Genomic DNA, 14,322 nt, shown 5'->3' with positions numbered 1-14,322 from the left:
ACCAAAAGAACAGTACACCGCTGGGTGCGTCAGTACCAACAAACTCAAGATTTAGCCCCTAAGAAAGCAGGCACCAAGCGAGTGGGCATTTTGGAACAACATCGGCAGGAAGTGATGGCAATTATTACAGAACACCCAGACTTCTACCTGTGGCAGTATCAAGAACTGTTGCGCGAGCGCTTAGGAATCAATGTAAGCATCGTCACAATACATAATTTCTTGAAAAAGCAAGGAATGACTCTAAAAAAAAGACCTACCGCAGTGCAAAAGTCAAAGAAGAGGAGGTGCAAAGGGAACGACTAGCTTATAGTCAAGAAGTCAGGAATATTCCAGCAGAGGATTTGATTGCCCTCGACCAGACAGGGGTCTGGGAGGGAATGGAGCGGGGAGTATCTCGGAGTTTACGTGGTCAACGGGCTTATCATTACCGTCAAAGATACAAGGGGGAAAAGTATACGGTTATTGGAGCTATTTCCTTGAGAGGTGTAGTTGGCTGTCGTGTCATCAAGGGTGGGATGAAGAAAGAGGACTTTTTGGAGTTTTTGAGAAGCGAGTTATGTCCGAAGCTAGATGCGAGGAAGGTTGTGATTATGGACAATTTGAATATCCACAAGAGTCGGGAAGTTGAGGAATTGATTAGGGGGACAGGAGCACGAATCCTATACCTGCCTGTGTATGCGCCGGAGTTGAATCCCATTGAGATGATGTGGTCAGTGTTGAAGCATTTTACTCGGCAGCTTTGCAGAATTGGGAAATATAGCATGGAGCAGATAGTGAAGACTTCTTTACTACTGATCAATCCATCCTCCTTCCGAAGTTGGTTTGCTAAGTGCTGCTATTGTACCCCTTGAGCCCTTAACAGGCTGTAACATGGCCGATCCTCAACATAGTGTTCAGAACCATTCAAAAGGCGCAAGGCTGACAGTCTCTATCAACCCGATGTGAGCAGAAAGCTCGGCCCAGCCTTTTTTAACTCGATGGGATCCCGCGAATGGGCAGGATTTCTGCTACACAAGAAACACGTCTGTGTTGACCTGAGCCGAGACTAGGCCCTCTTGATTTTCAGGCTGTTCAAGTAGGCCTGGGGATCCTGGGGGTCAAACACCACACCATCGAAGAAACGCTCCGTTCCCCGCGAAGTGTTGTTGGGAATATTCTTCACTCCCAGCGCTTGGGCAGCCTCCCGCCAGAGATCTTCGCGGTTCACCTCATCCACCAGACGGCGGGCAGTATCCAAATCCTTGAGGAAGCGAGCGTGGAAGCCCCAACGCAGCGATTCGGTCAAGAACCACAGGTCATGGCTCTTGTAGGGATAAGAGACGCTGCCCCGCCCATCTTCCCAGTACAGAGGCCCGGCGTTGAAATCTTGAACAGCCGGCTTGCCATCTCCCAATTCGTACTTGCCCTGGAAGGGAGGCGTGAGAACCTCGACCGGCACATTCAGATAAGCGCGCCCCGAAAGGATGCGCGCCAGCTCTTCACGGTTGGCCGGATCGTCGCACCATTGCTGCGCTTCCATCACAGCCATCAAAACTGCTTGTGTGGCTCTGGGGTTTTGCTCCACCCAGTCGGCGCGAATGGCCAAGTATTCTTCGGGGTGAAAAGGCCAGATCTGCTGGGTGAGGGCCGCCATAAAGCCGATCCCATCGGCCACAATCCGGTAGGGCCAGGGATCCCCGGTGCTAAAAGCATCCATGGTGCCATTGCGCATTCCCTGCACCGTTTCGGCAGAGGGAACCGCCAACAGGTCGATGTCTTGATCCGGATCTACCCCCCCAGCAGCAAACCAGTAACGGATCCAAAAATCTTGATTGACGTTGGGGAAGGTATGAGCGGCCTTGAATTTGCGTCCGTTGCTGGCGCTGAAATTTTTGATGTAGTCTGCAGCTCCAGAAACATCTAGCCCCAAACCCTTGCCAGCATGCATTCCGGCAATGGCAATCCCGTTGCCTTGGGTGATCAGCTGACACAGAACTGCCATGCGCACCGGCCGATTGTTGGTGATGGCGCCAATGTGGATCATGTGAGGCATCGGCATCTGCCACTGGCCACCGTCGATTCCCCCACCCGCTGAGCCGATGACCACATTGTCCCGGGCTGCCGGCCAACTGGCCTGCTTCAACACTTCTACACCAGTCATGCCGTGCTTATCGAAAAAGCCCTTCTCCTTGGCGACAATCAGGGGGGCAGACTCCACAATCGGAATAAAACCCAGCCTAAGGTTGGGGGTTTCCGGGCCGCTGGCCTGGGCAACCCAGTAGCCTGTGCTGGCCCGTGCTAAGCTGCCACTCACGAGTCCACCCACGGTGGCCGCACCCGCAGACAGCAAAAAGTTACGACGTGACGTCATGCTCACCTCATCGAAAGGATATGTGAAGGCAAGATGGAAGCTTTCCGGTTCAAGTCGCCTAACCCATGGATTTCCTTCGTGAAATCTCAAGAAATCCTTAAATCTCAGCTTGGTTGATATCCTAAGGGTAAATAAATATAGAAACAATACAATTATTATTTTGGTAAGCATAGACTTCCGTTTATCATTTTTGCGATGGCTTAGGTCTCAATGGCGTTTCCTCCAACGGCGGCTTGCTCTGGGCAAAACAGCTCAACAGATTGGGGATCCCTGCCCCATGCCGGCTATCACTGGGATGGCTGCACAGAGCGGTTTTTTGAGGGCTGGTACAGCCGCGTCACCTTGCCCGGGGATCCGCCCATTAGCTTTGCCTTCATGTACGCCATCGATCCCAAGCGCGGGGGCATGGCTCAGGTGTTGGGGCCGGAGGAGGAGCTGCATTGGCGCACCTTCCCCAATCCCCGCCGCTTTTGGGCCAGCTCAACCCATCTGGCCTTGGGGCACTCAGGGATCCCAGGCCCCGGCTGTCGCGGCCTTCAGGATCCCTTCACCTTCTTCCAGCGCACCGCCAGCGGCTACCAATACACCGCCCACCTCAACCAGGGGATTTTGCCGGATCCCTTGGTCTCTGAGCCTATTCGCTGGCTCTACCGCATTCAACCTCGTTTTGCCTATGGGATCCCACCCCGAGCCACCATGGGAGCCTGGTCTTATCTGCCCATCTTTGAGCCGGGCTGGCAGATCCTCATGAGCCATGGCTTGGCCACCGGCTGGGTGGAGTGGAGAGGCAGGCGCTATGCATTTCAGCAGGCTCCCGCCTACGCCGAAAAAAATTGGGGTCAAAGCTTTCCTCGCCGCTGGTTTTGGATCCAGTGCAACGCCTTTCCCCAGCATCCCGGTCTCAGCCTCACCTGTGCCGGAGCTGAGCGGCAGGTGCTCACCCGCCCCGAAGAAGTGGCCCTGATCAGCTTGCATGGATGGGGATCCCAGGCTTTTTTGGAGTGGCGGCCCGGACAAGCTCGGCTAACCTGGCAGGTGGATCCCTGGGGATCCTGGCAGGTGCGCGGCGTTGTACAGGAGTTCCATTTGTGGATCGGCTGGCCAGACCTGCCATCCCCTGGGATGGATCCCGTCAAGCCCCGAGAGCCTCCTTGGCCGCATACATAACCTCTAGGGTGATCTCGGTCAGGCCACGCTCGCGGGCAAATTTTTCGGTGTTGCGTTTCACCTTGCCGCGCACAAAGCCGGGCACTTTGTTCAGCTCCGCCTGGGCTTCTCGCGTCCAGATGAGATCGGAATCGGCGCTCAGGCTCTTGTGGATCACTTCTTTGGTGTCGTGGCCGCCGAAGACCTCCAGCAGGTGATCCTCCATGCCCAGGGTAAAGGAGTTGTAGATTAGGTCCACAATTTGGTTGGCGCCCTCATACCCCAAAAAGGGCCGGTAGCCGATGGGAAAATCTTGCACGTGCATGGGCGCCGAGATTACCCCACAAGGGATCCGCAGCCGCTTGCCCACATGCCGCTCCATCTGGGTGCCGAAGATGGCGGCAGGCTCCACCTGGGCAATGGCATCGGCTACGCGGGTGTGATCTTCGGTCAGCAGCACCTGATCGCAATACCCGCCCACCTCTGCCTGGAACCACTCGCCATCGTAGGTGCAATAGCTGCCCGCCCAGACCACATGAACCCCCATCTCGCGGGCCAGGATCTTGGTGATGGCTGCCGCATGGGTGCAATCCCCAAAGACCACGGCTTTTTTGCCGGTCAGATTTTGGCAATCGATGGAGCGGGAGAACCAAGCCGCCTGGGAAACGTAGAGGGTCTGCTCCTGGATGTAGGGCTCGTAGTCCACCGGGATCCCTTGCTCGTTGAGAACCTGCTGGATCTGGCGGATGAAGCGGGCTGTTTCCACCACCCCCATGGGGGTGATCTCCACATAAGGTGTGCCAAACTGCTCCTGCAGGTAGCGAGCCGTCATCGGCCCCAGTTCCCGGTAGGGCACCACGTTAAACCAGGCCCGCCCCAGGTGCTTGAGATCGTGGACGCTGGCCCCCTGCGGGATCACCAAATTGAGCTCGATCCCCAGATCCTGGAGCAGCTTTTTCAACTCCCGCAGATCGTGGGCATGGTGAAAGCCCAGGCTGGAGATGCCGAGGATGTTGCAGGAAGGACGCTCCGTCCTCCGGGGCGGGCCGCTCAACTCCCCACTTTTGCGGGCTTTGTTGATATAGAACTCCACAATCTGGTGCAGGGTGCGCTCGGCGGCCTGCAACTCGTTGACCCGATAGTGGTTGACATCGGCCAGCAGCACGTCACAGCGGCTGGACAACTGCGCCTGCCGCACAAAGTGATGCAGATCCTCCTGCAAAATGCTGGAGGTGCAGGTGGGGGTAACCACAATGAGATCAGGCTGCTCCTCGCCGTCTTTGCGGACGATGTTGCGAATCACCTTCTCGTCCGATCCCCGCGCCAACACCTGCCGATCAACGACGCTGGTGGTTACCGGGGTAAAGTCCCGCTCCCGCTCCAGCATGGAACGCATCACGTTGAAATAGTCGTCCCCCAGGGGAGCGTGCATGATGCTGTGAACGTTTTTGAAAGAACTGGCCACCCGCAGCGTGCCGATGTGGGCGGGGCCAGCGTACATCCAATAGGCCAATTTCATGGACAGCCTCTCAAATGAAAACCGAGGCAAGAGCCGGGATCCCAATCCGCCGCCGACTTCTCACCCGCTGCAAATCTCTTCTGGCATTGTAGAACGCCCGGCAGCCGGGATCCCTTGGCCGTTATCCTCCGTAACTCCCGGCCACGGCGATTGTAAACATCATCGATCAAAAGCAAAACGGCCCTTTCAAGACAGCGACAATTACGGGGATCCCTCTACCCTGACTTCAAGGCCTGTTCCATGCTGGAAATAGGAGCAGCAGCCCTGGACTCCGCTTGGCAGCTTGCCGGCGAAGAACCCAATTTCCGTAGCTTTCGTTACAGATTAACTTTTGAATACAAAATGTGTACCTCTACAAACTTGAGCAGAGATTTTGGGTTACCCAGGCAAGTTTTTGGCCAGCCAAGGCAGACTGAGTCTGGAGAGAGGCTCTTCTGTTTCCCTGGATACAAACCTGGGCAAAGACCCGGGCAGAAGGGCGTGGCTGCTGGAGAAAGCGAACACCCTTTGAGGTGTTGAGGTGAAAGGCCATGGGCTCTACCACGATTTCTTGGCAACGTGATCGCAAAGCCCCTCAGGAGCAGATGGATTCCATGACTGTCACATATCTTAAGTCTGCGGCTTGCCTGCGCAACTGGCTGCAGGCGCCCTTGCAACCGATTCGAGCGGCAATTGACAGCATTGAAGTTCAGGATCCCCGCTTGGCCCACTTTTTGTGTCGGTGGATCCCGGCCCGCTGTCCTTTCGAGCGAGATGTGGTGTTGTTTGGCCACAAACTGATGCACATTCCACCGATGTGCAAGCTCAACCCCTTCTACGATCAAGTAGTAGGGCTGCGCTTCCGGGCTTTGTCGTTTTTGGCAGAACAGGGAGAAGACATCAGCCGCTACCTCTAGATCGACTTTCGGTTTGGATGATACTCCACATGTATTCACGGAACATAGATTGCTTCTTTTTTCATCAGTGGACGGAGTTTGGGGCGTAGAGCCTTGTCGGCCACAAGGTCGAGGGGGCATCCAAGTTTGTCTTCCAAGTAGAAGAGCAGATTGAAGTAACGCTTGGAGTCGACTTTACCAATGAATTTAACTAGGATATCGATGTCGCTGCCGGCTTGATCCTCGCCACGAGCAGTTGAGCCAAACAGGGCCAGTCACCGCACACGGCGGGTGTTTATTCTAGCTATCTTTAGGAAGTCGGGTTCAAGGGATCCCTGGCCGTCCAAAAGCCGTTGAGAAACTATGGCCACTTTAAACCAGATATAAGACACTACCCAAGCGCTCTGCGCCGCCGGCGCGTTCGCGACAGTGTTGCGTAGCAATAACGATGTAACAAGCCGTAGTCTGGCCAGAGTGGATCCCGTCAGAGGGGGTTTCCAACTGGATGAAAACGGCGGCGTTGCTCCTGAAGTTAGGGTTAGCAGGGAGAATCGGAGAGACTACGCTTTAGCTTCTGTAAATTGTCAAGCAGTTGGGGCATGTCACTTTGGATGATACTCCACAAAACGTCGTTGTCTAGAGCAAGATAAGCATGAATGATACGGTTACGAGTGGCAATGAGTTGTCGCCAAGGAATATTTTCGTTCTGGTTACGGACTTCTGCAGGAATGTGAGTGGCTGCCTCACCAATCAACTCGATGTTTCTCAAGGTCGCATCATAGGTTCGGCGATCCCGTTCAAAGTCTTCTTGAGTGTACCCCTCTGTGTATTCAAGGACTCGCTTGGCAAATTCAATCATATCATCTAGGTAGAAACGCCATTCACGGGACATAGATTGCTTCTTTTTCTATCAATGGACGAAGTTCGGGGCGTAGAGCCTTGTCGGTCACAAGGTCTAGGGGGCATCCAAGTTTGTCTTCCAAGTAGAAGAGCAGACCGAAGTAACGCTTGGAGTCGGCTTTACCAATAAATTCAACTAGGATATCGATGTCGCTGCCGGCTTGATCCTCGCCACGAGCAGTTGAGCCAAACAGGGCCAGTCGCCGCACACCAAATTGCTTTTGAATCTCGGCAAATTGCTCGCCGAGCAATTGCAATACTTGTTGTTTCCTCATGGCTGGTCAGATTGGATCATTCACTTGTCAACTCTCCAAGTGGGAACACAGGTTGGCCGCTTGTCTTGATCTTCCAGGCTCACACAGGCAGGTGTTTATTCTAGCTATCTTTAGGAAGTCGGGTTCAAGGGATCCCTGGCCGTCCAAAAGCCGTTGAGAAACTATGGCCACTTTAAACCAGATATAAGACACTCTCCAAGGGATCCTCGCCACTACCCAAGCGCTCTGCGCCGCCGACGCATTCGCGACAGCGTTGCGTAGCAATAACGATGTAACAAACCGTAGTCTGGCCAGAGCGGATCCCATCAGAAGCGGGTCTCGAACTCCAGGGAAAGGACGTTGTTGCCCTCGAGGTCGGTGGTGGCACGGGTGAGGGTTTGGTCGTTGAGGCGGTAGCGGGCGCTGTAGCGGGTGGGCTGAAAGGGATCCGTCAGGTTGCGCTGCACCGAGATGGAAGTAGCCGGCCCCAGATCGCGGGCCACCTCCAGCGCCAGGCCGACTGAGGAGCGTCTGGGGGCACGGGTATCGACCTGGGGAACGGGGCTGAGGCGAACCTCATCCAAGCCGAGGGTGTCCCGCAGCGTCTCCAACACATCGTTAAGCAAAGCCGTTCCCGCCAGCCCGGCCACCCCTGCTTCGGGGTTGAGTTGGGCCAAAGCTGTTCCCCCCAACAGGGCGACGATCTCTTGGGGGGAGCGGCTGGGGCTGCTGGAAAGGGTCAGAACGCCGTTGCGGGGATCCGCAGCCGCAAGCTGGCTGGCCCGCCCGTTGACGTTGGCAAAGATCTCGATGCTCTGCTGCGATCCCGGCAGGTTGCGGTTGGTGTCGAAGGGAGACAGCTCCTGGGGAAAGCGATAGACCTCGAAGGCTTGGGTCACCAGGCGCAGGTTTAAGAAAGGATCGAAGGGGTTGTCCAGGTCAAAGGTGGCGGTGTTGGGGCGGGAGCGATCCAGGCGAAAGTTGGCAATGGGCAGGCTGACGCGGCCTCGCTCCAGGGCGATGGTGCCCGCCGGACGCAGGTCTTGGGGAGTGCCGAACAGGCGCAAGCTGCCGCTGGCGTGGAATTCAAACAGGTTGGGCCCCTGCACGCGGATCCCGGGCCCCAAAACCAGCTCCAGGCCGTTGAGCCGCGGCTGCCAAAAGGGATCCGCCTGAGTCGAGTCTGCGGGAGCTGCCGCCGCTTCCCCTTTTTCAGGGCGGGGGCTGGCATCTACGATCCCTTGGGAGACCTCCAGGCGCCCCTCGAGCAAAGGCCGCAGCAGCAGGCCGCCCACCACCACCTCCCCCTGCAGGCGGCCTGTGTAGAGGTTGGGCAGGGTGAGCTGGATCCCTTGCAGTTGCAGCGTTAGGGGTGGCGAGGTCTCGTCCATCTGCAGGGCGCCGCGGGAGTTGACGGGCAAAAAGCCGTTGGCCAAGAGGGATCCGCCCCCCAACTGGCCCTGCAGCTCCCGCACCTCCAATTGGTTGAGGTTAAAGAAAATTTGGCCGGTCAGGTCGGTGATGGGCTCCGGCAGGGCGGCCAACTTGAGGATCCCGGAGCTAAGGCTGAGGTTCCCCTGCAGGCTGGGCTCTCGCAAGCTGCCGCGGATGGCCAGCTCCAGTTGGCTTTGGCCCCCTTCCCAGCGCACCTGGTCGGTGAGGAGGTTGATCAGGCGCAGGCCGCCATTCTCGGCTTGCAGGGTGAGGTCGATCTGATCCGATGCGGCCCGCACCTCCGCAAAGGGCAGGGTGTAGGGCACCAGGCCGGAAAGGCGGATCGGCTCGTCGCCGTTGGCCAGCAGGGCGCCCTCCAGGCGCAGTTGACCCTGGTTGTAGTCAAATTGTCCCCCCACCTCCCGCAGCGGCACCTGGTTGATCTGGGCGTTGACCACCGTCAGGGAGCCGCGGGCCCGGGGATCCCGCAGGTTGCCTGCCAGTTCCACATCCAGGTTGAGATCTCCCTGCAGCTCCAGCTCGTCCGGCAGGAAGCGATCCAGCAAAGCCAGAGGAAATGCTTGGATTTGCAGGGATCCCGACTGTTCCTCCAGGCCCACCTTGCCAGAGAACAGGGCCTGGCGTTCGCCACTGCGCAACAGCAGCGGCTGCAGCACCACCGCCCCTTCGACCAGGCTGCCGCTGGCGGTGAGGCTCTCGATGCTAAACTCCTGGGCCTGCCAATTCTGGCCCTCGAGCTGAAAGCTGACGCTGGGCCGGTTGAGGTTGCCGACCAGGCTGACGCTGGCCTGAAATTCCCCCTGCAGGCTGGTGGGCGGCGGGATGCGGGGATCCATACGGCTGGCCAGGGCCCCCAGGTGGGCGGCCAGGATCTGGGCGTAGTACTCCAGTTGTTGCAGCAGCGGATAGCCGGGCAGGCCGACCGGCTCTGTCTCTAACACAGCGGCAGGGCCCAAAGGTGGCAGCCGAAAACCGCGGCTGGTGATATCGCTCCACTCCCGCCACTTGAAAGTAGAGACGATATCTTCCAAGCGGCCTTGACGGGTGCTGATCTGCAGGTCGATTTGGGGAATGGGGACTTCCGAGGTGGGATCCAAAGCAGCCTGGAGAGAGGTTGCCGGCAGCTCCAAAGTGCCGCTGGCGGTGTAGAGGCTCTCGAACAGCTCCAGTTGGGCTTGGGCAAGGGTCAGGCGAGCGGGGCGGGAGTCGTCGCTGGGGCGATAATCGAAATCCACTGAGAGGCCCTGCACCGCGAGATCGCCTAGCCGCAGCCCCTCGACCGCAGCTCGACCTCGAGCGGCGCCACTGGCCAGGTCAAGCGCCACCTCCCCATTGAGGGTTCCGCCCAGGCCAGCCCAGGGCCCGGCAGCCAACCCTCCCAGCAAAGCCAGCGGCAACTGGCTTGCCGTCACCTGCAGTTCATCTTGCTGGCGTTGGCCGCGCACTTCCGCCTCGCCCCGCCGCACCTGGAATTGCACAGGCCGAAACTGGGGATCCAACTGCAGCGCCAGCCGCTCCCGCGCCCCCACTAGCTCCACCGCCGTCCCCTGGGCAGACCAGCTAAAGGGCCCGGCCAAGTCGGCAAAGGCCACCTCCCCCACCTGCAAGCCGCGCAACTGCGCCTCGCCAGCCACCTGCAGGTTGTCCGGAGAGCCGCGGATCTGCCCGGATCCCTGCAGCACCCCCTGCAGCAGTGGCGGCAGGCCGGGCACTTCCGCCAGGGGGATCCCGTCAGCGGCAAAGCTCAGGTCCAGGGATCCCACCTGCAGCGTCTGGGGATCCACCGGGATCTCTCCCTCTACTCTGGCCAAGCGGGCGGTGTCGGCCAAGATCTCTGCCTGCTGGATACGCAAGCCAGATCCTTCCCAAGCTACCTGGCCGCGGATGCCGTCAACCCATTGCACTCCCCTCTCTCCCAAAGGCTGGGACAGGGCTAGCGACCCTTGCGCCCGCAACGCCGCCAGGAAACCCACCTCCGCCGCCTCCCCTGTGTCCACCTGCGCCATCAGCTCACCAGAGAGGGATCCCGGCCACTGCGGGTTAAAAAAGGCCAGCGGCAGATCCTGGGGAGCCACTTGGGCTTGGACTTGCCCTCCCGCCCACCGCCCCGCCACCTGGGCCCGGCCCCCGCCCAGCTCCAACACCGCCTGCGGCACCTGTACCGCCCACCCCTCGGCCTCGGGCAAGATCTGCAGCTGTCCTCTGCCGGCAATCTCTCCTCCTTGGGTTGTCCAGGTGGCCTCCACCTGGGGCCGGGATCCCGCCAGCGCCACCTGCACCTGGGCACTTACCGGCCCCAGCTCGCCCCGCCGCGGCAGGTTGAGGTCGTAGAGAGCCAGCACCTGCTCTACATCGGCCCCGGTGACCTGGAGATCGAACCGGCCTGCTAAGCCGGCAGCCCATTGCAGTTGTCCGGATCCCTGGATCCGCCCGCCGGCGGCCTTCAGGTCGATTTCCTCAAAGGCCAAGGTTTGATCGGCCAAGCGGAAGCCAAAAGCATATTCCGGCACCGGCAGGCGATCCACCCGCCCTGGCGAGATCCCTCGCAACTGCCCTTGGATCTGCGGCCCATTCAGCGGCCCGGTGACCCTCAGGGATCCCGCCACCACCCCTTCCGCCGGCAGCTCAACGTTGAAAGTCTCCTGGATCTGCTGCAGGCTGGCCGGGGCAATAGCGGCTTGCAGATCCAATCCCTCCTTGTCGCCGAAGACAATGGAGCCGTTGAGATCTTCAAAAGCAAGCTGGCCAAAACGACCGCTCACCCCCTGCAGTTCCAGCTCCTCTAGGGTAAAGCGAACGGAGCCCTTCACCTCTTCAAAAGGATGGGGCAACCTCTCCAGCCCCAGCCGCGCCTGCTGAACCTGGGCTTGCCCCGTCAACTCCCAAGGGCGTTCTCCTCCCCAGAGGACTTGCAGATCCAGACTGGCTTCCCCTTCCACCTCAGTCAAGGGCGCCGCCGGCAAGACGCTGGGCAGCAGCTCCAAAGGCAGGCGCCGAGCGGCCAGCGTCACCGAGCCAGAAGCCTGGGCGAAATCCGCCACCCCCCGGAGCTGCAGGGGGTAGCCCCCTTCCCCCTCCAGAGAGCGCAGCGCCGCCGAGAGCTGGAAACTGGCCCGACCCCCTCCCTCCTCCCCCGGCGGGGCACTCAGCCACACCTGCGCCTGGCCCTGCAACTGCTCAAACCGGCGCCGCTCTCCCACTAAGGGAATAGCCGTCAGGGATCCCCCCTGCAAACGGATGTTCAGCCCCTGCAAGGGCAGGGATCCCTCGCCTTCTGGCAGTTGAAACTGCACGTCTGCCCAGCCGCGATCCAGCGTCTCCATCAGCAGCAGTTGCGGCTGATTCAGGGTAATATTGAGCACCCACTCCCCCGTCTGCAGCCAGGTCCAGAAGTCGGGGCTGAGGTCGATGGAGCCGATGCTGGCCAGATGTTCGATGTGGCTTTCCCCTAGCCTCACCTGCCAAGGGGCTACAAACCTTACCTCCCCCAATTCCACCTGCCGGCGCATCGCCTGCGAGAGGGTAGCTTCCACCTGGGGCAGCACCCGATCTTGAAAGTAGGCCCCGATTCCCCAGGCAGCCCCAAAAGCGGCAGCCGTCAAGCCCAAACCCAGCCCCGCCCCCATCCAGGTGCCGGGGGGAAGGGAAAAGCGTCGCCGCTGCCCCTCTTGCTCCTGCCGATCCTCTCCCAACGCTCGCCCCTCAGGGATCCCAACCACCCCACTTGAGAAGCCCTGTCTGGCCCGCAGGCCGGCCTCCTTGGGGAACATCAAAAACTGCCCCCATCCTACCCAAGGACTCCCGCCTTGCCACGAGGGGCCAAAAAGCAGGGATCCCTGCCCCCAGCCGCAATCCCCTGCCCGCGGAAAAATACCGTCTCGCCAAGGGAGTAGGGATGCTAAGCTATCTCCACGCCCGAGATCGGGCCTCAACCCTCTGTCGAGATAGATAAATAAAAGGAGAAAAGCCATTCCGGAACCTCTGTCTCTGACGGTCAGCTTGCGCGGCAGCCACGAAGCGCTGGAGAACTGCCAGGTCTTTTACCTGACGGGCCTTCTGGATGCCTTTTCTGAGCCGGTCTTCGTTAAGGTGGTCACCAAATACCTAGAAGAGGGATCCCCCAATCTCATCCTGGATTTGACGGGGATCGACTTCATCGATAGCTCTGGCGTCGGTGCCCTGGTGCAATTGGCCAAGCTGGCCCAGAGCCGTGGGGGCATCTTTCAGGTGGTGAGCAACCCCCGCATCACCCAAACGGTGAAACTGGTGCGGCTAGAGAAGTTTTTGTCCTTGCGCAACTCGCTCCAAGAGGCCCTCGATCATCTGGCCGCAGAAGGTGGGGGACGTCCAGAGCCTGACACTCGCCCCGACGCCGCCGAGGCAAGGCCTGAGGGGCCGGACGGCCAAGCTTCCTGAGCTGGCGGACAAGCTCCACCATGGGCCTGGGGACTTTTTGGGGCATTAGCGCCGGGGCCGGGGATCCCGAGTGGCTCACCCTCAAAGCAGCCCGCATCCTCGGCGCCGTCAGGTGGGTGGCCTGCCCCCAGAACGCCGCCGGCCAGCCGGGCCTAGCTTACCAAATCGTGCGCCCTTGGCTGCGACCGGAACAAACCCTGTTGCCGCTGCATCTGCCCTTTGTTACCCAAGTCGAGCTGCTGCAGGCGGCCTGGCAAGCGGCTGCCGAGCAACTGGCCCCGCCTCTGGAGCGGGGAGAAGATGTGGCCTTTGTCTGCGAAGGGGATGTGGGCCTCTACAGCACCTTTGCCTACCTGTCCCAAGCCCTGCGGCAGCGGATCCCCGACTTGCCCATCCAGGCCATACCGGGGGTGTGCTCTCCTCTTGCCGCCGCTGCCGCTCTGGGATCCCCTTTGGCGCTCGGCTCCGAGAAATTGGCGATTTTGCCTGCTCTTTTTGCCCTGACGGAGCTGGAGAAGGCCTGCACCTGGGCCGACGTGGTTGTGCTGATGAAAGTGGCCCCCGTCTATCCTCAGGTTTGGCAGTGGCTAGCGGCAAGAGGTTGGCTACAGCAGGCCAGCTTGGTGGTTTGGGCCGGTTGGCCCCAGCAAGCTCTCTTCCCCACCCTAGAAGGATTGGCCGACTATCGCCCCCCCTACTTTTCCCTGCTGATCCTGCGCTCTCGGCCCCGGAATTGAAGTTCTCCCCGACACCCGCCTGAAGGGGGAGGCCCACCGAGGCCGGGTCGAGTGGTCTCGGTCAAATCCTCGGCTGAGCTGGGGATCCAGCCCCCCTGCTTTCTGGAAAGTTTCTAAAAAGTAGACCTTTCTTCTGGAAAAGGGCAGAGGATCCGACTGCAAGATCTACTGGAGACCTATGTTGAAGAAATATGGGAAGAACGATTAAAGAAATGACCTAGACTGTTAAGAACAGTTGCCAGCCATTGTAGAGGGATTTGACCCAAGCTAGATTAGAAATGTAGTGATTCAAGCAAGGAGGATAATATCTCAGCTTCATCTCAAAGGCGAGACACCAGCCTGCAATCTGCCCAAGCTCAAAGCTTCCTGTCGGTCAACGTTTTGATCCAATCTCGTGCAAACTTCCGATCCGTTGCGCCGGCAGGTTTCTATAGCAAGCGGTTGTCTTGCCCAGAGGAGCACCTGGCACCTACGACAGGTTTTCTTCCGAAGAAGGGACATGGGAGCTAAATCAAATAGCGGTCGGGTCTGTTGAGGTCAGCCGCTGCAACGATAAGGGGTCGTTTACCTCTGGTGAGATGGCAAGATGGCGAGCGGTCTTACCCGTTTAAGGGATGCCGGCCTGCTATTTCGAGTCTCCGTTTAGGATCAAGGAAGAGGTGGAAAACCG

General features: G+C 59.2%; 11 protein-coding genes. 5 read left to right on the top strand and 6 right to left on the bottom strand.

The genetic code is table 11. The features are described from left to right. A protein-coding gene (locus tag NW846_RS06225) for an IS630-like element ISSoc15 family transposase (protein ID WP_414515575.1) occupies window positions 1-851 on the top strand; the annotation gives its coding sequence in 2 pieces (ribosomal slippage) (window positions 1-241 and window positions 241-851; 852 coding nt annotated over the 2 pieces). This gene is flagged as partial in the annotation. 194 nt (window positions 852-1,045) lie between these two features. On the opposite strand, the gene NW846_RS06220 is transcribed toward NW846_RS06225, so the two are convergent. Next, window positions 1,046-2,350 carry a CmpA/NrtA family ABC transporter substrate-binding protein gene (locus NW846_RS06220; protein ID WP_414515573.1) on the bottom strand — a complete coding sequence of 435 codons (1,305 nt, stop codon included), beginning with the start codon at window positions 2,348-2,350 and terminating at the stop codon, window positions 1,046-1,048. A 210-nt stretch (window positions 2,351-2,560) separates the two neighbouring features. Here NW846_RS06220 and NW846_RS06215 point away from each other — a divergent pair, with 210 nt between their 5' ends. Continuing rightward, window positions 2,561-3,517: a tocopherol cyclase family protein gene (locus NW846_RS06215; protein ID WP_414515571.1), complete on the top strand. Its 957-nt coding sequence runs from the start codon at window positions 2,561-2,563 to the stop codon at window positions 3,515-3,517. On the opposite strand, the gene bchB is transcribed toward NW846_RS06215, so the two are convergent. Continuing rightward, entirely contained in the window at window positions 3,483-5,015 is a 1,533-nt protein-coding gene (gene bchB / locus NW846_RS06210; RefSeq protein ID WP_099887224.1) for a ferredoxin:protochlorophyllide reductase (ATP-dependent) subunit B, read from the bottom strand. The two genes, NW846_RS06215 and bchB, sit on opposite strands and share 35 nt — an antisense overlap. 584 nt (window positions 5,016-5,599) lie before the next feature. Here bchB and NW846_RS06205 point away from each other — a divergent pair. After that, window positions 5,600-5,911 carry a Mo-dependent nitrogenase C-terminal domain-containing protein gene (locus NW846_RS06205; RefSeq protein ID WP_414388316.1) on the top strand — a complete coding sequence of 104 codons (312 nt, stop codon included), beginning with the start codon at window positions 5,600-5,602 and terminating at the stop codon, window positions 5,909-5,911. A gap of 35 nt (window positions 5,912-5,946) precedes the next feature. On the opposite strand, the gene NW846_RS06200 is transcribed toward NW846_RS06205, so the two are convergent. From NW846_RS06200 to NW846_RS06185, 4 genes are all read right to left on the bottom strand, one after another. Then, the gene (locus tag NW846_RS06200) at window positions 5,947-6,159 is read right to left on the bottom strand and encodes a nucleotidyltransferase family protein (protein WP_255322556.1); all 213 of its coding nucleotides are present in this window, start codon (window positions 6,157-6,159) and stop codon (window positions 5,947-5,949) included. A 269-nt stretch (window positions 6,160-6,428) separates the two neighbouring features. Next, window positions 6,429-6,782 carry a DUF86 domain-containing protein gene (locus tag NW846_RS06195; RefSeq protein ID WP_011429784.1) on the bottom strand — a complete coding sequence of 118 codons (354 nt, stop codon included), beginning with the start codon at window positions 6,780-6,782 and terminating at the stop codon, window positions 6,429-6,431. Further along, window positions 6,772-7,065 (bottom strand): nucleotidyltransferase family protein, encoded by a 294-nt coding sequence (locus NW846_RS06190; protein ID WP_011429785.1) that lies wholly within the window; start codon window positions 7,063-7,065, stop codon window positions 6,772-6,774. The genes NW846_RS06195 and NW846_RS06190 overlap by 11 nt, the downstream gene beginning before the upstream one ends. Before the next feature lie 305 nt (window positions 7,066-7,370). Further along, window positions 7,371-12,269, bottom strand: coding sequence for a translocation/assembly module TamB domain-containing protein (locus tag NW846_RS06185; RefSeq protein ID WP_414347616.1), 4,899 nt, complete (start codon window positions 12,267-12,269; stop codon window positions 7,371-7,373). A gap of 229 nt (window positions 12,270-12,498) precedes the next feature. Here NW846_RS06185 and NW846_RS06180 point away from each other — a divergent pair, with 229 nt between their 5' ends. Beyond that, window positions 12,499-12,915, top strand: a complete 417-nt coding sequence (locus NW846_RS06180; protein WP_255322534.1) for an STAS domain-containing protein — start codon at window positions 12,499-12,501, stop codon at window positions 12,913-12,915. A 20-nt stretch (window positions 12,916-12,935) separates the two neighbouring features. Further along, on the top strand, window positions 12,936-13,652 hold the full coding sequence (locus NW846_RS06175; protein ID WP_099812307.1) for a precorrin-2 C(20)-methyltransferase: 717 nt from the start codon (window positions 12,936-12,938) through the stop codon (window positions 13,650-13,652). Window positions 13,653-14,322 lie beyond the last annotated feature (670 nt).

Source organism: Synechococcus sp. W60.3 (assembly GCF_047502615.1).
Taxonomy (GTDB): Bacteria; Cyanobacteriota; Cyanobacteriia; order Thermostichales; family Thermostichaceae; genus Thermostichus.
The sequence above is the reverse complement of the archived record's forward strand: the minus strand, read 5'-3'. Positions and strand labels throughout refer to the sequence as shown.

What these genes read in the sequence shown, in the direction of transcription:
- NW846_RS06185 (WP_414347616.1), bottom strand. Translation starts at nt 12,269, where the DNA reads ATGTTCCCCAAGGAGGCCGGCCTGCGGGCCAGACAGGGCTTCTCAAGT.
- NW846_RS06220 (WP_414515573.1), bottom strand. Translation starts at nt 2,350, where the DNA reads ATGACGTCACGTCGTAACTTTTTGCTGTCTGCGGGTGCGGCCACCGTG.
- NW846_RS06190 (WP_011429785.1), bottom strand. Translation starts at nt 7,065, where the DNA reads ATGAGGAAACAACAAGTATTGCAATTGCTCGGCGAGCAATTTGCCGAG.
- NW846_RS06215 (WP_414515571.1), top strand. Translation starts at nt 2,561, where the DNA reads ATGGCGTTTCCTCCAACGGCGGCTTGCTCTGGGCAAAACAGCTCAACA.
- NW846_RS06175 (WP_099812307.1), top strand. Translation starts at nt 12,936, where the DNA reads ATGGGCCTGGGGACTTTTTGGGGCATTAGCGCCGGGGCCGGGGATCCC.
- NW846_RS06195 (WP_011429784.1), bottom strand. Translation starts at nt 6,782, where the DNA reads ATGTCCCGTGAATGGCGTTTCTACCTAGATGATATGATTGAATTTGCC.
- NW846_RS06205 (WP_414388316.1), top strand. Translation starts at nt 5,600, where the DNA reads ATGGATTCCATGACTGTCACATATCTTAAGTCTGCGGCTTGCCTGCGC.
- bchB (WP_099887224.1), bottom strand. Translation starts at nt 5,015, where the DNA reads ATGAAATTGGCCTATTGGATGTACGCTGGCCCCGCCCACATCGGCACG.